The organism is Shigella flexneri 2a str. 301, from assembly GCF_000006925.2.
Taxonomy (GTDB): Bacteria; Pseudomonadota; Gammaproteobacteria; order Enterobacterales; family Enterobacteriaceae; genus ECMA0423.
This window is the reverse complement of record NC_004337.2, coordinates 2,939,345-2,961,275: the sequence shown is the minus strand read 5'-3', so window position 1 is coordinate 2,961,275 and position 21,931 is coordinate 2,939,345. Positions and strand designations below refer to the sequence as shown.

Genomic DNA, 21,931 nt, shown 5'->3' with positions numbered 1-21,931 from the left:
TATCCTCAAATCAATCCTGCCAGATGGAACTCTTCATATAACCGTTTTGGCGTCAGCGGCAGTGTATTGATTGCAACACCGGTAGCCATCTTCACCGCGTTACGAATAGCAGCGGCAACAGGAATTATGGGTGGCTCACCCAGTGACTTATGTCCGTATGCGGATTGCGGCTCATTGATTTCGACGAACGCGCTTTCCAGTTGTGGCAGATCCGGCATGGTCGGCATTTTGTAATCCAGCAGATTGGGGTTACGGACCACGCCGCTTTTAGCATCGATGATCATCTCTTCAAATAGCGCCCAGCCAATGCCCATTCCCATTCCGCCGTGTACCTGACCTTCTGCCAGCAGTGGATTAAGAATATGCCCTGAATCATGAACGTTGAGGATGCGGTTGATGGTGACTTTGCACAGCGCAATATCGACCGTCAGATCAACAAAGGTACAGCCAAACGCCGGTGGGTTAGTGGTGGTTTTGATGGAGCTTTCAGCAGAGAGCTGCCCGCCGCGTTCAGGGTGGTAGAAAGCGTCCATCGCCAAATCTTTTAACGACATTAACGGCTCTTCCGGTCGTTCAACCAGCACGATATGGCCTTTTATCAGGGTCAAATTCATCGCTGACTGATGTAGCATGACTGCGGCGTGAGCGATGATTTTCTCTTTTAATAATAGTGCCGCACTGCGCAGCGCAGGCGCGGCAACATAGCTCTGGCGTGAGGCAAATGCGCCGGGATCGAACGGCGTAACGTCGGTATCTTGTGTTGAAATAACGCGAACGTCGCTGACCGGAACCCCCACGGTTTCTGCCACCATTTGCGAGAAGACGGTGTCGGCACCCTGACCGATTTCCGTCGCGCCGCTTTGCACGTTGATGGTTCCATCCTGATTCATCAGAAGGCGCGCGCCTGCTATTTCTACGCCGACAGGCCAGGTGTTAGAGGTGTAGCTAAAACAGGCGACGCCAACGCCGCGGCGCAAATTGCCTTGCTGGTTCTGGCATTCTGCACGGCGTTTTTCCCATTCAAAGATTTTCCGGCCTTTTTCAAGACACTCCGGCAACCCTGCGCTGCAAATACGTTTGCCCGTGAGCGGATTAGCATCTCCTTCGCGGGCGGCGTTGCGTAAACGAATTTCAACAGGATCAATACCTAACGCTGTCGCGGCGTCATCAAGCATAGACTCAACGGCAAATACGACTTGTGGCGCGCCATAACCACGCATCGCACCAGCCGAGGGGAGGTTGGTATAGCAGGTCTTTGAACTGTAAGCGTAGGCACAACGAGGATAAAGGTAAGCGACTTTATTCTCCCCCGCAGAAGCGATGGAGTGCCCGTGAGATGCATAAGCGCCGGTGTTAGACAGAACATCCAGACTATAACCTTTCAAGGTTCCGTCGCGGTTCACGCCCATTTGCCCGTCAATAGTAAAAGCGTGGCGGGTACGGGTTGCGAGGAAACACTCTTCACGGCTAAGGGAAACTTTCACCGGAATGCCGCCAAGCTTGCTGGTCAGGAATGCCGCCATTGGCTCTTCCAGTACATCCTGTTTATTACCAAAACCGCCACCGACAAACGGTTTGATGACTCGTACGCATGACCAGGGAATATCCAGCGCCTGACCAACCACGCGGCGAACAATGTGCGGGATCTGGGTGCTGGAAACGATGGTAATTCGCGAGTCATCCTCCATCCACGCCAGCGATGTTACGCTTTCCATGTGACAATGTTGAATAACGGGAGTCTGATAGTGCCCCTGTACCTGGTAGTCGGCGGCATCGATTGTTTGTTGGACATTGCCCGTCGACATCGTGCTTTGTTTCAGTAAATTGCCGCCGTTATGGATTGGTGCAGCGTCTTCTGTCAGCGCCGCTTCTGGCGTGGTGATAACGGGTAATTCTTGCCACTCAATGCTGACCAATTGCGCCGCTTTTTCTGCCGTGAGTTCATCGCGGGCCACGACGATGGCAACGGCGTCACCATGATGACGAACATGGCGAGTTAGCAGTGCGCGATCGGCGGTATCGCGCTTGTTTTCGTCAAGTGTCCAGGCATGCCCAGCTGTAGCGAATGGAATATCAGGCACATCTTCCCAAGTAAAAATCGCCAGTACGCCCGGTAAACTTCTGGCTTGTTCATCATTAATACTTACGGCATAACCATGTGCGATAGGGCTACGTACATATTTCGCGTAACACATGCCCGCCATAACATAATCGTCAGTATATCGTGCCCGCCCGGTGACCTTAGCAATGGCATCGACGCGCATGCATGATTCACCCGTAGCGGTTGCTTCCCGCGCTTCCATAGAAATCCCCTCGATTTGAACATTTGGTTCTTATGGCAAAGATTTAGTCTAAGCAGGCAAGATTTACGCCAGAAACGACGATAAGCGTTAGGGGAGGAAGGAAGTGTGATGACGTTAAAAAAACACAGATATGATACGAAACAGGACTCTGAATAGGGACAGTGATACGTATCAATATGAGTGGCGATAAAATCAATGTGATAAATCAGGATTATTACGCATCAGGATGGGAAATAGGGTAAAAAGTCAGGAACTTCGATACCTCTACAGCGAATATTTTGCTGATGATACTTCCCTTTGCCAAATGAAATTAACCTCTTTCTCTATTACCACGTTTTTCCAGAAGCAAGAGATTGGGTATCAAGAGGCTGGCTGCTATGATATGGCGTCTTGTTTTTTAAGCGAGGAAAGATTTTGAGTGCGGGACGCCTGAATAAAAAATCTCTGGGTATCGTGATGTTTTTATCGGTTGGACTGCTATTGGCGGGCTGTTCGGGTAGCAAATCATCCGATACAGGAACGTATTCCGGCTCCGTTTACACCGTGAAACGGGGGGATACGCTATATCGTATTTCGCGCACCACGGGAACCAGCGTAAAAGAGCTGGCGCGACTGAACGGCATTTCCCCCCCTTACACCATTGAAGTTGGTCAGAAACTAAAACTGGGTGGGGCGAAAAGTAGCAGTAGTACACGTAAATCAACCGCCAAATCAACGACTAAAACCGCATCGGTTACACCGTCATCAGCGGTACCGAAATCTTCCTGGCCGCCAGTAGGGCAACGTTGTTGGTTATGGCCAACGACAGGGAAAGTTATCATGCCGTATTCGACAGCAGATGGCGGCAATAAAGGGATTGATATCTCAGCTCCACGGGGTACACCTATTTACGCCGCGGGTGCAGGAAAGGTGGTGTATGTGGGCAACCAGCTGCGTGGCTACGGTAATCTCATCATGATTAAACACAGTGAAGATTACATTACGGCTTACGCCCATAATGACACGATGCTGGTAAATAATGGGCAAAGCGTGAAGGCTGGGCAAAAAATCGCCACTATGGGGAGCACGGATGCGGCATCTGTTCGCCTGCATTTCCAGATTCGTTACCGTGCAACGGCAATTGATCCGCTACGTTACTTGCCGCCGCAGGGCAGCAAGCCAAAATGCTGATGGCGAATTAATCAGCAGTCAGCAGCGCGGCACTTGCTAAGGAGAGCGTAAGGTTTATAATGCCTTACGCATCTCGAAGCGGGCGTAGTTCAATGGTAGAACGAGAGCTTCCCAAGCTCTATACGAGGGTTCGATTCCCTTCGCCCGCTCCATGACACTTCTTAAAGTCTACTAACTTACTGAATCCTAAGGGATACGGCTTAACGCCTTCCGATAGTTTTACTCACTGTAACCAACACTGTGACTAACTTTGTTGAAGTAGTGAGCAGACCTAAGGTCTCAGTACATGCTCAAGTCAAGAACCTACCTTTATCAGCGTAATGGTGTCTTTTACATCCGTCTTAGGATGAAGACCACTAGTCGCCTGACCGCTTCGCTTCCTTCTCACAACCGTTATAAACTAGCGTCAGTATCTTTACGGACCAAGGATAGACGTACCGCTATGGCTCACTCACGGCACATCAAGTCAGCACTTAAAGCAATCCATGCAGACAACCCTAACGCCTCTTATGAGGAGCTACGGGAGCACCTGAAGACCATTGTCGAGTGGGAACTTAGTGTCAGCCGTGATGACCTGAACGACCCGGAGTCCTACCAGCTTTACGTTGACCAGTACGATGACATTAAGTCCAACCTTCGGGAAGCTGTAGCGACCGAGCGTCTGACTGTAGACCAGCATCGCTATATTAATGACGTTATCGGTGTGCTTAAGGCCTGTCAGGATAGACTCAATGGCGATAGCTCTGGCCTATTGTCTTACCTTGAGCCTGAGACTGGCAGTCTAAGACCGTCCGTCTCCCTATCTGTATTGGCGGAACCTGAAGTCCCTGAACCTAAAGCACTGACCCTCGCGTCTCTCATTGAGCAGTACGAGCAGGAGAACGCCCAGAACTGGAAGCCAGCGACCCTAAGCGAAAACCGAGCGTCACACTCTACGCTAATCGAGATATTCGACTATCTGGATATTCAGGATGTCGGCAAGGCGACCCGTGCAGATATGCTCAGAGTTCGTGAAGTCCTCCAGCAGCTACCGAAGAACCGCAAGCAACGCTTTAAGTCTATGCCGCTGTCTGACTTGCTGAACCGGGAGTCTAAGACTGACTGTCTGGACGTCGTTACCATTAACAATAAATATCTTATCAAGATGGCTGCTGTGTTTAAGTGGGCGGTACGCAACGACTTGATAGCTAAGAACCTGACCGAAGGTCTTGAGCTGAAAGTCCCTCAGCGTAAAGCCTCCGACGCTCGTGATGCGTTCAGTCCTGAGCAGGTAGGGCAACTACTGGTCGCAGCTAAAGCGTACTCGCAGAAGACCTCAGGTAAGCCATACCATTATTACGTCACCGCTCTGGCTGCGATTACAGGTGCGAGACTTAACGAGGTGGCCCAACTTCAGGTTAAAGATGTCAGGACCACTGAGGCTGGGACCGTTTTTATCCATATCAACGAAGACGATAGCAGCCTGCCGGGTAAGAGTATCAAGAACGCCCACAGTGACCGCTGTGTCCCGTTGGTAGATGGTGCTTATGGTTTTGTATTGGCTGACTTTATGTCACTCGTGGAAGACCGTAGAAAGACTGAGGGTGATAATGCTATGGTGTTCAATGGCCTCAAGCTAATGAAGAACGGCTACGGTGAGCAGGTTAGCAAGTGGTTTAACCGAACGTTGCTGCCCAAAGTCCTCGCTGACCGTAGCGGCTTAGCTTTTCACTCGTTTAGACATACAGTTGCGACCCAGTTAAAACAACATGGGGTCGAGTTAGCGTATGCTCAGGCGATTATGGGTCATAGCTCAGGGTCTATAACTTACGACCGTTACGCGAAAGAGGTCGAGGTGGAAACGCTGAAAGAAAAATTAGCGGAGTCATTGTCAGTAAAAAAAATAGACGGAAAGTAATCGCATAGGGATAGCGGAATGTGAGGACGTAATGGTCAAAGAATTTTTAGTTAGCAAAGAAAATAAGCCTTCATATGAATGTATGAATACTGCTGAAACTTGTTTGGGGCTGGCTGGAATGGCTTCGGAAGATTGGCAACGTGAGCATCATTGCCGCACAGGTATAATATTTACTGCTTTTGCTATTGAGGCAATGTTCATCTTCTATAGAAAACAGGTTGACCCCGGCTACGATAAGACGCAGAAAGAGTGCAGAAAGACAATGCACAAGAATACGTTAAAATTGTGCGGTATAAACAATTATATGGGGACAAAACCTTACCAAATTATCAAAGAGTGTCTTGAGGTAAGAGACGCTATTGCTCACGGCGATTCGTATACTTCGAGCTTTAATTTCTCGGCGGATCATTTGGATAACCAAGACGATATTGCAAAAGTGTCCTGGCGGTAAACTCTGAACAATTTCGGGGATTAACTGTTGAGCGCCTTGCAAAATACATTGAAATGGCAAAGCATATTGACCATGAGATTTCTGATAATGGTTACAGGCCTTCTGAAGGTTACCTTCCAGCAGCCGAGCGCAGAAGTCTGATGTTAGCTTTTGGCGTCAGTGGTGTGTCAATGTGGCCCAGTGCTTGAGCGATAATACACCTCACTATAGAGGAATGGACCCTTAACTATCACTATAGGGGAGAGACCCTAAGTCCCCACCTTAATAGCAGTCACGACCCATACACACATTCATTAAGTCTCAGGCTTCCGGTAGCGGACCGATTGGAAACCATCCGCAGACGCCTAGTGTTAAATCACCTTGGCCTGAGACCATTCCTTTTAACGTAAGCTATCTTCCCTTTTGACAGGCGGGGAGCAGTAGACCACATCCGACTTTAAGTTGGCTCTGTGATAATCGCTGCGCGGATAACTGAAGAACCAAGACACCATTACTGAGGTCTGCCATCCATTTGTGGACAGGCGGAAACTCAAAGAGGTTAGATCAGTGGTGTCTGAGGTTGGAGCTTTGAGTCTTGACCAGCAGGCTGGAGGAGACCATGAGTTTATCTTGTTATGGATTGTGTTATCACAATTCCAATAAGAAGAACTTTAAGTCCAGCCTCCACTCCCGCCAACCCGAAGTAAAATTATGGTCGCTATGATGTGGTCTCCATGCTTCGGGTCTTACTGGAAGTACTGAACACTTTCGCGTCAAGTTCTCCGAAGTTCATTCCTGTTTGACTAAACTATCACTATGAAGTGGTCAACAAAAACTGGCCACCGAGTTAGAGTTTTTCCAGTATCGATTTTCCGATTCGTTTGGGGGTAACCCACCGTTATATTCGTGCGGTCTTAGTGCGCTGTAATATCCAACGATATAGTCCGTTATGGCGTGAGCTGCCTCGCTGAAGCTTACGTAACCCACCACCGGCATCCATTCGTTCTTCAGACTCCTGAAGAAGCGTTCCATTGGGCTGTTATCCCAGCAGTTTCCGCGCCGGCTCATACTCTGTCTGATCTGGTATCGCCACAATAACTGCCGGAACTGCCTGCTCGTATAATGACTGCCCTGATCGCTGTGGAACATCACCCCGCCGGGCTTACCACGGGTTTCCCATGCCATTTCCAGCGCTTTCATGGTGAGCCTGCTGTCCGGCGAGAACGACATGGCCCAGCCCGGTGGTTTTCAGGTGTTCAGGTAGAGAGCATCGGCTAGGTACGGCCAGCGCTTACCCGTCCAGATATAGGTCGCATCACCAGCACCACACGTGATTTGGCTCAGGTCACGGCGAGCTGCCTTCCAAGGTACGTTAGGGATAGCAACATGTTCATGGCCACCACGTTTATTCCGGTGAGTAGCCTTCTGTCATGCTGACCAGCCCCAGCTCTTTCATGAGCTTGCCACCGAGCCAGCGTCCCATCTGGTAGCCTCTCCGGGTTGCCATTGTGGCGATGCTTCTTGCTCCGGCCGAACCGTGGCTGATGCCATGTAGCTCAAGTACCTGACTGCGTAATACAGCCCGTCTGCCGTCTGGTTTTTCAGGACGGTTTTTCCAGTATCTGTAGCTGCTGCGATGAACCCCGAACACATGGCAGAGTGTGACCACAGGATAATGCGCTCTGAGTTTCCCGATTATCGAGAACTGTTCAGGGAGTCTGACATCAAGAGCGCGGTAGCCTTTTTTAATATTTCATTCTCCATTTCAATGCGTTGTAGCTTTTTCCTGAGCTCACGGATTTCAATTTGTTCCGGGGTAATGGGGGAGGCTTTTGGTGTTTTGCCCTGACGCTCATCACGCAGTTGTTTGACCCATCTTGTCATTGTGGAAAGGCCAACATCCATAGCTTTGGCGGCATCTGCCACCGTGTATTTCTGGTCAACAACCAGTTGAGCGGATTCGCGTTTAAACTCTGCGCTAAAATTTCTTTTTTTCATTGGAGCACCTGTGTTGTTCTGAGGTGAGCATATCACCTCTGTTCAGGTGGCCAAATTCAGTGTGCCACTTCACTATAGGGACCATATCTCGCCTCTGACCTCCTGAGAGACGGCAAGCGAGAAACCGTGGTCCACGCTAGCAAGCTAGCCACCAGCCTAAGGCAAGACAGCCTCTGGTCAGCCTGTGTGTTCTTTGGTCTCGTGACTTAAGTCTATCACCACACACGCTCGGACATGCTGTCGAACCTTCATCTCTATGGTCATCGCAGACCACTAACCCCAATTACCTCAAGTCATTCTGTTTGCGTCCTGTTGCCTGCTGGTCTCCCTTTACGTGGGGGCTTGAGTAGGTCAGTGGGGTGCGACTTCAGGGTGCAAACAAAAGGAGTACACGTAAATGTCCCAACAAGAAATCAGCATCATTAACCTCGACCAGCTTGTGTCCATGACCTCAGTTGAAATTGCTGAGCTGACAGGAAAAGAACATAAACACGTTTTACGAGATATTCGTAATATGGTCGAAGAGCTTAACGGGGCCAAAACTGAGCACTGCTCAACTTTGAGCAGCGAGCTTAACGGGTCCAAATTTGGGCTCGTTGGCGAGGAAGTATACAAGGACGCGAAAGGTGAGAGCCGAACAATGTATCGTCTCGACCGTAAGCATACTTTCATTCTGGTCGCTGGCTATTCCGTTCACCTCCGCGCCAAGTGTTACGACCATATTCAGACGTTAGAGCGTCGAGTCCTTCAACTGGAAGACCAGAAGAAGCGAGCAGCCATTCAGTCCGCTAACCGCCGAGGCGTGACTTGGGGCGACTACTGCAAAACCTATGGTCTGCCCGCTCAGAAGCTAATGACCGCACTTCTCCAGCATCGTGGCCTCTTTCGTAAGAACCCAATCAGTAACGAGTGGTCTGTAAATCCGAAGTATTCCGACTGCTTTCGTATCATTAAGCCGTCAGACCAGAAGTTCTCAGCAGGTGGGTATAACTTCCGGTTCAACGCTAAGGGGCTGGAGGTCTTCGGTAAGCCTGAGATGGTTGACAAGATGCGAGGCATCCTTATTGCATTCACTGGCACCGACCAGCAGAAGCAAGAGCACCTCCTGAAGCTGGCACAATCCGGTAAGGTGGAGGGAATCTAAGATGATGATTGACCCGCGCACACCTGAGGGGCGCATGACTCTCCGTTACCGTGGCTACCGGACTGAAGTCCTCCTCAGAGAGCTTGGTCTAGACCCGGAAGATGAGACCCGCCAGCACCAATCCCGAGACGAGCTAATAGCCCAACTGGTCGCTATGAAACTGCCGCTTAACCGTTAGTAGCTCACCTACTCAATACCTAATTTAAACACCTTTTGAGATGACCGATGCGGGGAGACCCGTAGGCCTTACTGTGCCTGCGATACCGATAGTCTCAACTCTCAAGAGGAGAATTACCTATGATGTTCAACAACAACAACTGGAAGCTGTCAGTCACCGACATCAACCTTTATGAAAACACTGTGAGTCTGGACGGTCAGTCCTATCCGTTGTCGCTCGCTATCAAGACCCTCATTCCGGGCTACCTGTCAGGCTTACCGTCCACCAGCCGCGAGGCGATGGAGTTACTGGAAGCTCTGGCTGAAGCTGGCGTGACCATTGGTAACTTCTTCAGTAATGACCTGATGACCGCCTACCAACGCCGCCAGATGAACAAACGAGCTGAAGCTGAGCGTATCGCTAAAGAGCTAGCGTCTCAGAAAGAGCGTACCCGCGAAATGTTCATGACCGAAGACGAATGGCAAAAAGAGCTACAGCGCCGCGAACAGGTCAAAGCTGAACGCCGGACCTATGGTGAAAACCTCCGCAGCGCTACTCATTCCGCTGGTCGCTCACGTGCCGCTATCGTCGCTGACCTTGAGTCAGGCGGTAACTGGATGGACAGCTTGTAAGCAAGCGTCCCTCATCTGAGAACACACGGTCCCTGACTGCCTGTTAGGGACTTCAAGTATTTGACTCAAGGAGATTAATTATAATGAATATGACTAAAAACGCTTTCCAGTTTGGCATTGAGCCAGTACGCATCACCGATACCGACAACATTCAGGTCAATGAAGGTCTGCCGACTAACGCCGACCCTCAGGTCTATGCCCTCCAGTTAGCTAAGACTGTTAAGGCTATGCTGAACGGTGTACTTAAAGACGCTCAAGATAACATCCCGTTCCCTGTAGAAGTCCTGCCGACCCGTAACAGCTTACCGACTCCAATCATTGCTCACACTCTGGCTGACCGCTCTGTGCTGGTCCCTGTCCGTGGTGGTAAGCGACCTGAAGTTGTGACCGCTCCGTCTGGCACTGAAATCACCGTTGAGCCGATTGAACAGGCGATCCTCGTGTCTCACCAAACAAAGCTTTGGGACCAGAAGTCGACCACTGGTTTCACTCAGGGGACGCTCCAGCAGGACGCACTGAACATCTGCGATAACGTGATTCGTACCATTAACTCTAAGATGGTTGACGTGCTGGAGTCCTCAAAGCTGCTGAAGACCGTAGAACTTCCGGCCCTGACTGGTAGCCTGACCGCTAAGGCTGACGCTATCATGGATGCCCTGTACGAGAACACGGAGTCTTCTTTCGGTTCTGAGGTTTCTGACTACGGCATTATCGCCCATGAGTCACACCTCAAGGCTCTCTCCCGTCTGGCTGCTAAGCAGGGCTTCGGTGGTGAAGACGCTATCGTCGATATGCTGGGGACTGACGTCGCCTATTACAACGGTGAAGACCGTGGCGTGTTCATGATGGCTAAGCGTTTTACGGCTCTGAGCTTCGGTTGCTTCCGTCACGATGGCGAGAGCATTACTGTGGTCCTTTCACGTGATGGAGACTCCCAGTCTCACGACCTTGAGATTCTCGGCAAGGTGTTTGTTGTAGCTGAAGCTGCTACGACCATCAAGATGGGTACTGGCTCGGCTACTGCTGTCCTGCCTGTAGTCAAACGCCTGAGCTTCACTAAAGAAGCTAACTAACAATAACGACTATTGGTCAGACTTCCGAACTGGATGTCTGGCCTTTATTTTGTACTAGTAATCTAGTTTGTGAATACAGAAAGTAGGAGGGCCAAATGGACCTACACAAAGTCTATCTCGTGGTCTTCCTGCTAAAGCTGGGACTGGTGGTCTGGCTATGGGCTATTAGACGATGAGTTTTGACTGAAAAATGTGAGACCTCATCTAATATAAAGAGCGAGCCAAAAGCCCCCATAGCCTGACCTGAGCCAGACCAAAAGGGCCGGGTAGTCAGACCGTGAGTTCTATTCCTTTAGAGGGAATATTACGTGCTTCAAGTCTTGACCTTCTATCTCTAAATGTGTGACTATCACTACAACCAACTGGATTCACCTGTCTTTAAGAAACAATAGGTTAGCTGGTTGTCTTCGATTTGTCGTAGGCTCCCTTCGCCCGCTCCAATTTATCTTCACCTGATCAATCTGCCATTTTTGCTGTATCTGATTTTCTATATTATCTTAATTCAATCACTTCAGGCTTTTCGCAATCGCTGTAACACTTCCCCATTTTTTTGTAAATAAAAAGCGTTTACGCAATGCAATCCTTTTGTAACAACTCAGGTAAAATACCTTATTTTCAAGTTGTTGAATAAGTGGTTATCTACGCTTTTAACAAACGATTGATGGATTATTTTATGAAAGGGAAATCTGCATTAACTCTTCTGCTCGCTGGTATATTTTCGTGCGGCACATGCCAGGCGACAGAGGCAGAAGTGACAAGCGAATCTGTATTTAACATTCTTAATTCCAGGGGGGCAGCAACAGATAAAAGTTATTTATCGTTAAATCCAGATAAGTATCCTAATTATCGTCTTCTGATTCACTCAGCCAAATTAAAAAATGAAATAAAGAGTCACTATACCAAAGACGAAACTCAAGGATTGCTAACATTAACAGAAAACACACGAAAGTTAACGTTGACGGAGAAACCCTGGGGAACGTTTATTCTTGCTTCTACTTTCGAAGATGACAAAACAGCGGCAGAAACCCACTATGATGCTGTCTGGCTGAGGGATAGTTTATGGGGCTATATGGCATTAGTATCAGACCAAGGAAATAGTGTAGCCGCAAAAAAGGTTCTGCTCACCCTGTGGGGTTATATGTCTACGCCCGACCAGATTAAGCGGATGCAGGACATCATTAGCAACCCAAAACGACTGGATGGAATTCTGATCCTACCCACGTAATATGGACACAGGCCTAAGCGAGGTTCTGGTTTTCAAATTGTTCCGGACTGAGGCCGCCACACCAACTGTGCCGCCGCCACCGATTGTAATCACATTCGATATAATTAAACACCGTTGCCCGCATTATTTCCCGGCTGATAAAGTGTTCTCCATGGATACATTCCACTTTCAGCGAATGAAAGAAGCTTTCCACGCAGGCATTATCGTAGCAGCAACCTTTTGCGCTCATACTTCCACGCAGATTATGCCGCTTCAGTTGCGCCTGATAATCTGCTGAACAGTACTGGCCTCCACGGTCCGTGTGAACGATAACGTTCCGGGGCCTCTTACGCCGCCACAGCGCCATCTGCAGGGCATCGCAGGGCAGTTGCGCCGTCATGCGTGGCGACATTGACCAGCCAATAACGGCACGTGACCACAGGTCAATGACCACTGCCAGATACAGCCAGCCTTCATCTGTACGTAAGTACGTGATGTCTCCTGCCCACTTCTGGTTCGGGCCACTGGCGTAAAAATCCTGCTCCAACAGATTTTCTGACACAGGCAGGCCGTGTGCGCGGTAGCTGACCGGGCTGAACTTCCGGGAGGCCTTTGCCCTCAGTCCCTGACGGCGCAGGCTTGCCGCCACGGTTTTTACGTTAAAGGGGTAACCCTGAGCACGCAGTTCATCCGTCAGGCGTGGGGCACCGTAACGCTGTTTTGACCGGGTAAAAGCCGCGAGGACAACGCTGTCGCAGTGTTGGCGGAACTGCTGACGCGTGCTTATCCTTGTCCGCCGCTGACACCACGTATACCAGCCGCTGCGGGCCACCCGGAGCACGCGGCACATTGCTTTGATGCTGAACTCAGCCTGATGTTTTTCAATAAAGACATACTTCATTTCAGGCGCTTCGCGAAGTATGTCGCGGCCTTTTGGAGGATAGCCAGCTCTTCATCCCGTTCTGCCAGCTGGCGTTTGAGACGTGCAATCTCGGTAGACATCTCCAGTTCACGTTCAGAAGACGTCTGCTGATTTTGCTGTTTACTGCGCCAGTTGTAGAGCTGTGATTCATACAGGCTGAGTTCACGGGCTGCGGCAGTAACACCGATGCGTTCAGCAAGCTTCAGGGCTTCACTGCGAAATTCAGGCGAATGCTGTTTACGGGGTTTTTTACTGGTTGATACTGTTTTTGTCATGTGAGTCACCTCTGACTGAGAGTTTACTCACTTAGCCGCGTGTCCACTATTGCTGGGTAAGATCAAAACACGAGTTTGCGCAGTACTGCAAACGCGGTGACTCTTCTGGCATTATTTGGCAATGCATTGAGCAACTATTGCATGTAAGACTTTTATAACGACTACAAAGCCCCATGTTAAGAACCTCCCTATCCGTATATAATTGCATAATTTCATTGGTGATTGATGATGTCAATACACCTTGATTTTGTAATTTTGCTGGGAAAAATTGCGATTAATCTGTATTTGCTATAATTCTGATTAAGATATTTAAAAATGCATTTCTCGTTATTAAATATGATTATGTTTCACTGATTTAATCTTGCATGGTCGAACGTGGTCCAGATAACTATCTCATGGTATGAGAATATCTATATCGCAAATTGTTTTTGAATGACCAGAAGATATCTTGCGAATCTAAGTTATGCATCTTAAATAGTCTTATTTAAGATGTTCAGATCTCTTTGTGTGTTTAACTAACTGATAATTCTAGGATATGACGAGAGAAGTGATAGGGCGGAATAATAACAAATGAATATTATGAAAAATGGAATGGTTCAAAATTGTAGCAATTTTGAACCATCCACAACGGATATTAGCTAAAGAACATTACCGATACGCACAGGATACCCACGATCAGCGTAATCAGATTTCCGATGGAACGCCAGGGTTTAAGCGCCGGGATGAGATACGTTGACAGCGTAGGCATGATGAAAAGTATCATGGCAATGAGCGGGCCGCTGATCGCGTAAATCATCGAAATCGCGTTCGGGTTAATGCAACAAACAATGAAGGTAATCAGCGATACCAACATAATTGATAGTGCGTGGTTAAATGCACGACTTTTCTTTACACCAACCTGCTGTAGTGTTGTTTTGACGACCTCTGTGGCACCTTCAATAACGCCAAAGTACGTACCCAGGAATGATTTCGACATCGCAACTACTGCGACAATAATCCCGGAAATTGACAACCATGCTGGGGCGTTCGGCAGCATAGAAAGCGCCGATAAAATGGTGACCCCTTCTTCTTTAGCCGCTTCAATATACGAAGATGGAATAGAAAGCAGGCAGCTAAAGACAAAGAACAGTACACTTATGCAGATGATGAGATAAGCGACTTTCATAATTTTTTTGCATTTATCCATAGCGTGTTCGCCATATTTTTCACGTCTGTCTATGGCAAACGTAGAAATAATGGGCGTATGGCTAAAGGCGAAAACCATCACGGGAATCGATATCCATATCTGGTGAAGGGTATTCTGATTGAACTCTACCTGGGTTGTTAATAGATCAGGTTGCCAACTACCGACAAGGTAAATGGAAAGAAATAAGAAATAGGCAATCAATGGGAATACCAAAAATCCCATTACCCGAATAGTGGCATGACGTCCCATCAGAAAAATGAGATTCAGAATTAATACAACACCCAGACTCACCAACATACGGATGCGAAGATCAATAACCATATGCTTTGCCAGCTGTTCCGTAAGTGAGTTGGTAATTGCCACTGCATATATCAACACGACGACAAAAAAGGCGATGAAGTACAGCGTGGTAATCAGATTACCAATCTTCTTGCCATAGTAGTGTGTTACCGCGCCCGTTATCCCTTCACCTGCTGATGTTTTTGATGAGAGGATGAACTGGCATAAGGCTTTATGTGGCCAATATGTTAAAGGCCAGGCGACCAGAGCAGTAATAAACAGGACCACAGCCCCTGCCGAACCTAACTGAATAGGAAGGAATAGCGTGCCTGCATCAACGGCTGTGCCATAGAGCGCGAAACTTCACAGAGTTTCTTCTTTAGACCAAATATTAGACATTATCTGAACGTATCATCTACAAATTAAACAAAATGGAGGGCAATTTACCATAAACCAAGTTAAGTATGGGAGATTAACGCCCTATCTACCCATCTATTGGTGGGTTAGTGGTTGCAAACCTTACGTGCCAGTTATGACTCTGACTACTGCTCAGGCATATTTCCTTTGTGATAAAAATCACTTTTTTTAAACAATTAAGATAACTGTAATTAACAATCATTTACTATTGCACTGTTAATTGGTGCGAGGTTGTGATGAAAGACGTTGTGATTGTCGGGGCGTTACGGACACCTATCGGCTGCTTTCGTGGTGCGTTAGCGGGTCATTCCGCCGTGGAACTTGGTAGTCTGGTCGTGAAAGCGTTAATAGAACGTACCGGCGTTCCTGCATATGCGGTGGATGAAGTAATTCTTGGTCAGGTGTTGACTGCAGGGGCAGGGCAGAATCCGGCAAGGCAATCGGCTATTAAAGGTGGTCTTCCTAACAGCGTTTCTGCAATCACGATTAATGACGTTTGCGGTTCCGGTCTTAAAGCACTGCATCTGGCTACTCAGGCGATACAGTGTGGCGAGGCTGATATTGTCATCGCAGGTGGCCAGGAAAACATGAGCCGCGCACCACATGTTCTGACTGATAGCCGCACCGGTGAACAGCTTGGCAATAGCCAGTTGGTTGACAGTCTGGTGCATGATGGGTTGTGGGATGCCTTCAATGATTATCATATTGGTGTCACCGCCGAAAATCTGGCTCGCGAATATGGCATCAGCCGTCAGTTGCAGGATGCTTACGCACTTAGCTCGCAACAAAAAGCGCGAGCGGCGATTGACGCCGGACGATTTAAAGATGAGATCGTCCCGGTAATGATCCAAAGTAACGGTCAGACGTTGGTTGTTGATACCGATGAACAGCCACGCACTGACGCCAGTGCAGAAGGTTTAGCCCGTTTAAATCCTTCATTTGATAGTCTCGGTTCTGTGACCGCGGGGAATGCATCATCCATAAACGATGGCGCAGCTGCGGTAATGATGATGAGCGAAGCCAAAGCACGAGCGTTGAATTTACCCGTGCTGGCCCGCATCCGCGCATTTGCCAGCGTTGGTGTAGATCCGGCATTGATGGGAATTGCGCCGGTGTATGCGACCCGCCGTTGCCTGGAGCGTGTAGGCTGGCAGTTGGCTGATGTCGATCTTATCGAGGCTAATGAAGCGTTTGCTGCACAGGCGCTTTCGGTTGGCAAGATGCTTGAGTGGGATGAGCGTCGGGTCAATGTCAATGGTGGCGCGATCGCACTCGGTCACCCGATAGGCGCTTCCGGTTGCCGAATCCTGGTTTCTCTGGTTCATGAAATGGTGAAACGTAATGCCCGCAAAGGGCTGGCAACGCTTTGTATCGGCGGGGGCCAGGGCGTGGCATTGACCATTGAACGTGACGAGTAGCTCTGCATTTCCTCCTTACCGATAAATATCTGCCGTCATTAATCTGTTGAATAATGATGGCTGGCAAGTCGACATACATTTTCTGGGCTCCCTCATTTTTCCATTCTCATGACATATTCGTGATCGACACTGCACTTTTTTTAATCCTTAAATTAAAAATAAAACATTGTTTTATTTTTAATTGAAAACCCTAGCCCATGGGCATATCATCCCTTTATAGAGAAAACGAAACAGTGTTTCACTATCGTTTTCTATTTTCACGCTTCACTGATTATCGGAGGTTGATGTGGACGTAAGACAGAGCATCCACGGTGCGCACGCAAAAACGCTGGATACCCAAGGGCTGCGCAATGAATTTTTGGTTGAAAAGGTATTTGTCGCCGATGAGTACACCATGGTTTACAGCCACATTGACCGAATTATTGTTGGCGGCATTATGCCGATAACTAAAACGGTTTCCGTTGGCGGGGAAGTTGGTAAACAACTCGGCGTAAGCTATTTCCTTGAACGTCGCGAGTTAGGTGTTATCAATATTGGCGGTGCCGGTACGATTACTGTCGATGGTCAATGCTATGAAATCGGTCACCGCGACGCCCTGTATGTTGGTAAAGGTGCAAAAGAAGTTGTCTTTGCCAGTATTGATACCGCCACTCCGGCGAAGTTTTATTACAATTGCGCACCCGCGCATACGACGTATCCCACCAAAAAAGTCACACCGGACGAAGTATCTCCAGTCACGTTAGGCGATAACCTCACCAGTAACCGTCGCACGATTAACAAATATTTTGTCCCGGATGTACTGGAAACCTGTCAATTGAGTATGGGGCTGACGGAGCTGGCTCCAGGTAACTTGTGGAACACCATGCCGTGTCACACCCACGAGCGCCGGATGGAAGTTTATTTCTATTTCAATATGGATGATGACGCCTGCGTTTTCCACATGATGGGGCAGCCGCAAGAAACGCGTCACATTGTGATGCATAACGAGCAGGCGGTGATCTCCCCGAGCTGGTCGATCCATTCCGGCGTCGGAACCAAAGCTTATACCTTTATCTGGGGCATGGTCGGTGAAAACCAGGTCTTTAATGATATGGACCATGTGGGCGTTAAAGATTTGCGCTAGTTGTGGGCATAAACGAATAAGGTGTTGTTATGATTTTAAGTGCATTTTCTCTCCAAGGTAAAGTTGCGGTCGTCACTGGTTGTGATACTGGGCTGGGCCAGGGGATGGCGTTGGGGCTGGCGCAAGCGGGCTGTGACATTGTTGGCATTAACATCGTTGAACCGACTGAAACCATCGAGCAGGTCACGGCGCTGGGGCGTCGTTTTTTAAGCCTGACCGCCGATCTGCGAAAGATTGATGGCATTCCTGGACTGCTGGATCGCGCGGTAGCTGAATTTGGTCATATTGATATCCTGGTGAATAACGCCGGATTGATTCGCCGCGAAGACGCTCTCGAGTTCAGCGAAAAAGACTGGGACGATGTCATGAACCTGAATATCAAGAGCGTATTCTTCATGTCTCAGGCAGCGGCGAAACACTTTATCGCGCAAGGCAATGGCGGCAAGATTATCAATATCGCGTCAATGCTCTCCTTCCAGGGCGGGATCCGTGTGCCTTCTTATACCGCATCAAAAAGCGGCGTGATGGGTGTGACGCGATTGATGGCAAACGAATGGGCTAAACACAACATTAATGTTAATGCGATAGCTCCGGGTTACATGGCGACCAACAATACCCAACAACTGCGGGCAGATGAACAACGTAGCGCGGAAATTCTCGATCGCATTCCAGCTGGCCGTTGGGGACTGCCGAGTGACCTGATGGGGCCGGTAGTGTTTCTTGCCTCCAGCGCTTCAGATTATGTAAATGGTTATACCATTGCTGTGGATGGCGGTTGGCTGGCGCGTTAATTCATTCCTCTTACTTTTATGACCCTGCCGCATGGCAGGGTTTTTTATATCTCTAGATCATCATAATCCATATCATGGTTATGAAATAATCCATATCAATTATCAATTAATGAACTTTATGAATTTTATCTGCTTTAAAATTAGGAGGTTAATAATAATCTCAATAATTCAACTTAATTTTAAAATTGGAATATCCATCACATAACGGCATGTCGCAGCAATTTAATCCATATTTATGCTGTTTCCGACCTGACACCTGTGTGAATTGTTCACGTATTTTTTCACAATGTCTTACTCTCTGCTGGCAGGAAAAAATGGTTACTATCAATACGGAATCTGCTTTAACGCCACGTTCTTTGCGTGATACGCGGCGTATGAATATGTTTGTTTCGGTAGCTGCTGCGGTCGCAGGATTGTTATTTGGTCTTGATATCGGCGTAATCGCCGGAGCGTTGCCGTTCATTACCGATCACTTTGTGCTGACCAGTCGTTTGCAGGAATGGGTGGTTAGTAGCATGATGCTCGGCGCAGCAATTGGTGCGCTGTTTAATGGTTGGCTGTCGTTCCGCCTGGGGCGTAAATACAGCCTGATGGCGGGGGCCATCCTGTTTGTACTCGGTTCTATAGGGTCCGCTTTTGCGACCAGCGTAGAGATGTTAATCGCCGCTCGTGTGGTGCTGGGCATTGCTGTCGGGATCGCGTCTTACACCGCTCCTCTGTATCTTTCTGAAATGGCAAGTGAAAACGTTCGCGGTAAGATGATCAGTATGTACCAGTTGATGGTCACACTCGGCATCGTGCTGGCGTTTTTATCCGATACAGCGTTCAGTTATAGCGGTAACTGGCGCGCAATGTTGGGGGTTCTTGCTTTACCAGCAGTTCTGCTGATTATTCTGGTGGTCTTCCTGCCAAATAGCCCGCGCTGGCTGGCGGAAAAGGGGCGTCATATTGAGGCGGAAGAAGTGTTGCGTATGCTGCGCGATACGTCGGAAAAAGCGCGAGAAGAACTCAACGAAATTCGTGAAAGCCTGAAGTTAAAACAGGGCGGTTGGGCACTGTTTAAGATCAACCGTAACGTCCGTCGTGCTGTGTTTCTCGGTATGTTGTTGCAGGCGATGCAGCAGTTTACCGGTATGAACATCATCATGTACTACGCGCCGCGTATCTTCAAAATGGCGGGCTTTACGACCACAGAACAACAGATGATTGCGACTCTGGTCGTGGGACTGACCTTTATGTTCGCGACCTTCATTGCGGTCTTTACGGTAGATAAAGCAGGTCGTAAACCGGCTCTGAAAATTGGTTTCAGCGTGATGGCGTTAGGCACTCTGGTGCTGGGCTATTGCCTGATGCAGTTTGATAACGGTACGGCTTCCAGTGGCTTGTCCTGGCTCTCTGTTGGCATGACGATGATGTGTATTGCCGGTTATGCGATGAGCGCCGCGCCAGTGGTGTGGATCCTGTGCTCTGAAATTCAGCCGCTGAAATGCCGCGATTTCGGTATTACCTGTTCGACGACGACAAACTGGGTGTCGAATATGATTATCGGCGCGGCCTTCCTGACACTGCTTGATAGCATTGGCGCTGCCGGTACGTTCTGGCTCTACACTGCGCTGAACATTGCGTTTGTGGGTATTACTTTCTGGCTCATTCCGGAAACCAAAAATGTCACGCTGGAACATATCGAACGCAAACTGATGGCAGGCGAGAAGTTGAGAAATATCGGCGTCTGATTTCACGGGCCGGATGTGCTGTACATCCGGCCCTTTTTTCGTTAATAGAGATTGGGCACCTGGCCGTTGAGGCGTTTGTCTCGTTCCTTATTCAGCCTTGTTGCGGTAACACACATCAGGAGAGAGGAATGAAAACAATTGGTTTGCTGGGAGGAATGAGCTGGGAATCCACCATTCCTTACTATCGTCTGATAAATGAAGGCATTAAACAGCGGCTTGGTGGGCTTCACTCTGCGCAAATGCTGCTACATAGCGTCGATTTTCATGAAATAGAAGAGTGCCAGCGTCGCGGGGAATGGGATAAAACCGGGGACATTCTGGCTGAGGCGGCGCTTGGCTTACAGCGGGCGGGCGCAGAAGGTATTGTGTTATGTACCAATACGATGCATAAAGTGGCGGATGCCATTGAGTCACGTTGCACTCTGCCTTTCTTACACATTGCGGATGCCACCGGACGTGCAATTACCGGGGCCGGAATGACTCGTGTGGCGCTGCTGGGTACGCGTTACACCATGGAACAGGATTTTTATCGCGGGCGGCTGACGGAACAATTTTCCATCAATTGTCTTATTCCTGAAGCGGATGAACGGGCGAAAATTAATCAGATTATTTTTGAAGAACTGTGTCTGGGGCAATTTACCGAAGCGTCACGCGCTTATTATGCGCAAGTGATTGCTCGCCTTGCAGAACAGGGCGCACAGGGCGTCATTTTTGGCTGCACAGAAATTGGTTTACTGGTGCCAGAAGAGCGCAGTGTTTTGCCTGTGTTTGATACCGCGGCGATCCATGCCGAGGATGCTGTCGCTTTTATGCTGTCGTAGCTGACGACAAAATAGCGTCAAGAGAAGTGACCAGTTTCGGTAACCCCGCTTGTAAATGCCCACTAAACGCCTGAACCAGCGCTGATGACGGGCGGTGCAGGGGGCGGATCAGGCTGACGGTGAACGGAACCGCAATACTGAACCGCCGCACCACTAAACCGCTTGCCGCATAATCTAGTGCGGTGAGCGGGTTAACCACCGAAATACCTACCCCCGCCCGTACCATTGCGCAGACTGACGCGGCGCTGTGGGTTTCTACGATCATGCGTCGTTTAACCTGATGTTCAGTAAATAGCTGATCCAGCAACTGGCGATAGCTGTCAGTACGGGAAAGGCTGATGTAATTCTCACCCTGAAAATCATCCGGCGTTAATACCTTTTTTACCGCCAGCGGATGACCCGGAGGTAACACACACACTTCATCTAAAGAGAGTAATTCGGTACGTTCTGTTCCCGTAGGCGTATGGAGTGTCTCAGTGAGTCCTAAATCATGACGCTGGGCCGAGAGCCACTCTTCAAGTAGCGGTGATTCCTGGGGCACGATATTTAAGCTGACATCGGGATAACGTGCCAGAAAGGGTTGCAGGAGCTGCGGTAAAAAAGATTGCGAAAAGACCGGCAGGCAGGCAATAGACAGTTCTCCCTGGCGAAACTCGCGCAGACTTTCTGCGGCGCTGACAATGCGATCCAGTCCGTACCAGGATCGTTGCACTTCTTCAAACAGACGCAGTCCTTGCACGGTAGGATGTAATCGTCCACGTACGCGCTCAAACAATTTCAGCCCGATCACCTTCTCAAAGCGCGCCAGTTCGCGGCTGACGGTTGGCTGTGAGGTGTGTAGCAGGTGTGCTGCCTCAGTCAGGCTTCCGGCGGTCATTACCGCATGAAAAATTTCAATATGACGTAAGTTAACGGCGGCCATTAGCGCTCTCTCGCAATCCGGTAATCCATATCATTT

General features: G+C 49.0%; 17 protein-coding genes, 1 tRNA gene, 2 pseudogenes and 2 other annotated features. Of the genes and pseudogenes, 13 read left to right on the top strand and 7 right to left on the bottom strand.

Features of this window, described 5'->3' with window-relative positions:
• Nucleotides 1-5: 5 nt before the first annotated feature.
• On the bottom strand, nt 6-2,303 hold the full coding sequence (locus SF2868; protein ID NP_708647.1) for a xanthine dehydrogenase subunit XdhA: 2,298 nt from the start codon (nt 2,301-2,303) through the stop codon (nt 6-8).
• A gap of 390 nt (nt 2,304-2,693) precedes the next feature.
• On the opposite strand from SF2868, the gene SF2867 reads away from it, so the two are divergent.
• The 4 genes from SF2867 to SF2865 all read left to right on the top strand — a co-directional run bounded on the left by SF2867 (nt 2,694) and on the right by SF2865 (nt 5,821).
• Nucleotides 2,694-3,473, top strand: a complete 780-nt coding sequence (locus SF2867) for a lipoprotein (protein ID NP_708646.1) — start codon at nt 2,694-2,696, stop codon at nt 3,471-3,473.
• Nucleotides 3,474-3,551: 78 nt separating this feature from the next.
• Nucleotides 3,552-3,625, top strand: a tRNA-Gly gene (locus tag SF4506).
• Between the two features lie 134 nt (nt 3,626-3,759).
• Nucleotides 3,760-5,370: an integrase gene (locus SF2866; protein NP_708645.1), complete on the top strand. Its 1,611-nt coding sequence runs from the start codon at nt 3,760-3,762 to the stop codon at nt 5,368-5,370.
• A gap of 118 nt (nt 5,371-5,488) precedes the next feature.
• Nucleotides 5,489-5,821 carry a hypothetical protein gene (locus tag SF2865; protein ID NP_708644.2) on the top strand — a complete coding sequence of 111 codons (333 nt, stop codon included), beginning with the start codon at nt 5,489-5,491 and terminating at the stop codon, nt 5,819-5,821.
• A gap of 796 nt (nt 5,822-6,617) precedes the next feature.
• Nucleotides 6,618-7,870 (bottom strand) — a mobile genetic element.
• On the opposite strand, the pseudogene SF2864 reads toward SF2865, so the two are convergent.
• Together SF2864 and SF2862 are read right to left on the bottom strand one after the other, a co-directional pair.
• Nucleotides 6,626-7,203 (bottom strand): annotated as a pseudogene (locus tag SF2864). It overlaps the preceding feature by 578 nt.
• Complete coding sequence (locus SF2862; RefSeq protein ID NP_708641.1) at nt 7,496-7,834, bottom strand: insertion sequence element IS911 transposase InsN; 339 nt, start codon at nt 7,832-7,834, stop codon at nt 7,496-7,498. It lies within the feature at nt 6,618-7,870.
• Before the next feature lie 325 nt (nt 7,871-8,195).
• Between SF2862 and SF2861 the strand changes: the two genes are divergently transcribed.
• The 4 genes from SF2861 (at nt 8,196) to SF2858 (ending at nt 12,029) form a co-directional block, all read left to right on the top strand.
• A complete protein-coding gene (locus SF2861; RefSeq protein NP_708640.1) occupies nt 8,196-8,942 on the top strand; it encodes a hypothetical protein in 747 nt (248 codons plus the stop codon).
• Between the two features lie 297 nt (nt 8,943-9,239).
• Entirely contained in the window at nt 9,240-9,731 is a 492-nt protein-coding gene (locus SF2860; RefSeq protein ID NP_708639.1) for a hypothetical protein, read from the top strand.
• Between the two features lie 83 nt (nt 9,732-9,814).
• Nucleotides 9,815-10,804 carry a hypothetical protein gene (locus tag SF2859; protein NP_708638.1) on the top strand — a complete coding sequence of 330 codons (990 nt, stop codon included), beginning with the start codon at nt 9,815-9,817 and terminating at the stop codon, nt 10,802-10,804.
• Nucleotides 10,805-11,435: 631 nt separating this feature from the next.
• Nucleotides 11,436-12,029, top strand: a complete 594-nt coding sequence (locus SF2858; RefSeq protein NP_708637.1) for a hypothetical protein — start codon at nt 11,436-11,438, stop codon at nt 12,027-12,029.
• Nucleotides 12,013-13,270: a mobile genetic element, on the bottom strand. Its footprint overlaps the gene before it by 17 nt.
• Here the strand turns inward: SF2858 and SF2857 are convergent.
• The 3 genes and pseudogenes from SF2857 to SF2855 all read right to left on the bottom strand — a co-directional run bounded on the left by SF2857 (nt 12,043) and on the right by SF2855 (nt 15,069).
• Complete coding sequence (locus SF2857; protein NP_708636.1) at nt 12,043-12,909, bottom strand: insertion sequence IS3A transposase InsF; 867 nt, start codon at nt 12,907-12,909, stop codon at nt 12,043-12,045. (Overlaps the previous feature by 867 nt.)
• Nucleotides 12,906-13,214: an insertion sequence IS3 transposase InsE gene (locus SF2856; protein NP_708635.1), complete on the bottom strand. Its 309-nt coding sequence runs from the start codon at nt 13,212-13,214 to the stop codon at nt 12,906-12,908. Its footprint lies within the feature at nt 12,013-13,270. The genes SF2857 and SF2856 overlap by 4 nt, the downstream gene beginning before the upstream one ends.
• A gap of 569 nt (nt 13,271-13,839) precedes the next feature.
• Nucleotides 13,840-15,069 (bottom strand): annotated as a pseudogene (locus tag SF2855).
• Between the two features lie 254 nt (nt 15,070-15,323).
• Here SF2855 and yqeF point away from each other — a divergent pair.
• The 5 genes from yqeF to ygeA all read left to right on the top strand — a co-directional run bounded on the left by yqeF (nt 15,324) and on the right by ygeA (nt 20,973).
• Entirely contained in the window at nt 15,324-16,505 is a 1,182-nt protein-coding gene (yqeF, locus tag SF2854) for an acyltransferase (RefSeq protein NP_708633.2), read from the top strand.
• A gap of 286 nt (nt 16,506-16,791) precedes the next feature.
• The gene (gene kduI, locus SF2853; RefSeq protein ID NP_708632.1) at nt 16,792-17,628 is read left to right on the top strand and encodes a 5-keto-4-deoxyuronate isomerase; all 837 of its coding nucleotides are present in this window, start codon (nt 16,792-16,794) and stop codon (nt 17,626-17,628) included.
• 29 nt (nt 17,629-17,657) lie between these two features.
• The gene (kduD, locus tag SF2852) at nt 17,658-18,419 is read left to right on the top strand and encodes a 2-deoxy-D-gluconate 3-dehydrogenase (protein ID NP_708631.1); all 762 of its coding nucleotides are present in this window, start codon (nt 17,658-17,660) and stop codon (nt 18,417-18,419) included.
• A gap of 314 nt (nt 18,420-18,733) precedes the next feature.
• Nucleotides 18,734-20,152: a low-affinity L-arabinose transport system proton symport protein gene (gene araE, locus SF2851; protein NP_708630.2), complete on the top strand. Its 1,419-nt coding sequence runs from the start codon at nt 18,734-18,736 to the stop codon at nt 20,150-20,152.
• Between the two features lie 128 nt (nt 20,153-20,280).
• Nucleotides 20,281-20,973 carry a racemase gene (gene ygeA, locus SF2850; RefSeq protein NP_708629.1) on the top strand — a complete coding sequence of 231 codons (693 nt, stop codon included), beginning with the start codon at nt 20,281-20,283 and terminating at the stop codon, nt 20,971-20,973.
• On the opposite strand, the gene lysR is transcribed toward ygeA, so the two are convergent.
• Nucleotides 20,960-21,895: a LysR family transcriptional regulator gene (lysR, locus tag SF2849; protein ID NP_708628.1), complete on the bottom strand. Its 936-nt coding sequence runs from the start codon at nt 21,893-21,895 to the stop codon at nt 20,960-20,962. The genes ygeA and lysR overlap by 14 nt on opposite strands.
• Nucleotides 21,896-21,931 lie beyond the last annotated feature (36 nt).

What these genes read in the sequence shown, in the direction of transcription:
- SF2865 (NP_708644.2), top strand. Translation starts at nt 5,489, where the DNA reads ATGGCTTCGGAAGATTGGCAACGTGAGCATCATTGCCGCACAGGTATA.
- SF2861 (NP_708640.1), top strand. Translation starts at nt 8,196, where the DNA reads ATGTCCCAACAAGAAATCAGCATCATTAACCTCGACCAGCTTGTGTCC.
- SF2857 (NP_708636.1), bottom strand. Translation starts at nt 12,909, where the DNA reads ATGAAGTATGTCTTTATTGAAAAACATCAGGCTGAGTTCAGCATCAAA.
- kduD (NP_708631.1), top strand. Translation starts at nt 17,658, where the DNA reads ATGATTTTAAGTGCATTTTCTCTCCAAGGTAAAGTTGCGGTCGTCACT.
- lysR (NP_708628.1), bottom strand. Translation starts at nt 21,895, where the DNA reads ATGGCCGCCGTTAACTTACGTCATATTGAAATTTTTCATGCGGTAATG.
- SF2866 (NP_708645.1), top strand. Translation starts at nt 3,760, where the DNA reads ATGCTCAAGTCAAGAACCTACCTTTATCAGCGTAATGGTGTCTTTTAC.
- araE (NP_708630.2), top strand. Translation starts at nt 18,734, where the DNA reads ATGGTTACTATCAATACGGAATCTGCTTTAACGCCACGTTCTTTGCGT.
- SF2860 (NP_708639.1), top strand. Translation starts at nt 9,240, where the DNA reads ATGATGTTCAACAACAACAACTGGAAGCTGTCAGTCACCGACATCAAC.
- ygeA (NP_708629.1), top strand. Translation starts at nt 20,281, where the DNA reads ATGAAAACAATTGGTTTGCTGGGAGGAATGAGCTGGGAATCCACCATT.
- SF2868 (NP_708647.1), bottom strand. Translation starts at nt 2,303, where the DNA reads ATGGAAGCGCGGGAAGCAACCGCTACGGGTGAATCATGCATGCGCGTC.
- SF2859 (NP_708638.1), top strand. Translation starts at nt 9,815, where the DNA reads ATGAATATGACTAAAAACGCTTTCCAGTTTGGCATTGAGCCAGTACGC.
- yqeF (NP_708633.2), top strand. Translation starts at nt 15,324, where the DNA reads ATGAAAGACGTTGTGATTGTCGGGGCGTTACGGACACCTATCGGCTGC.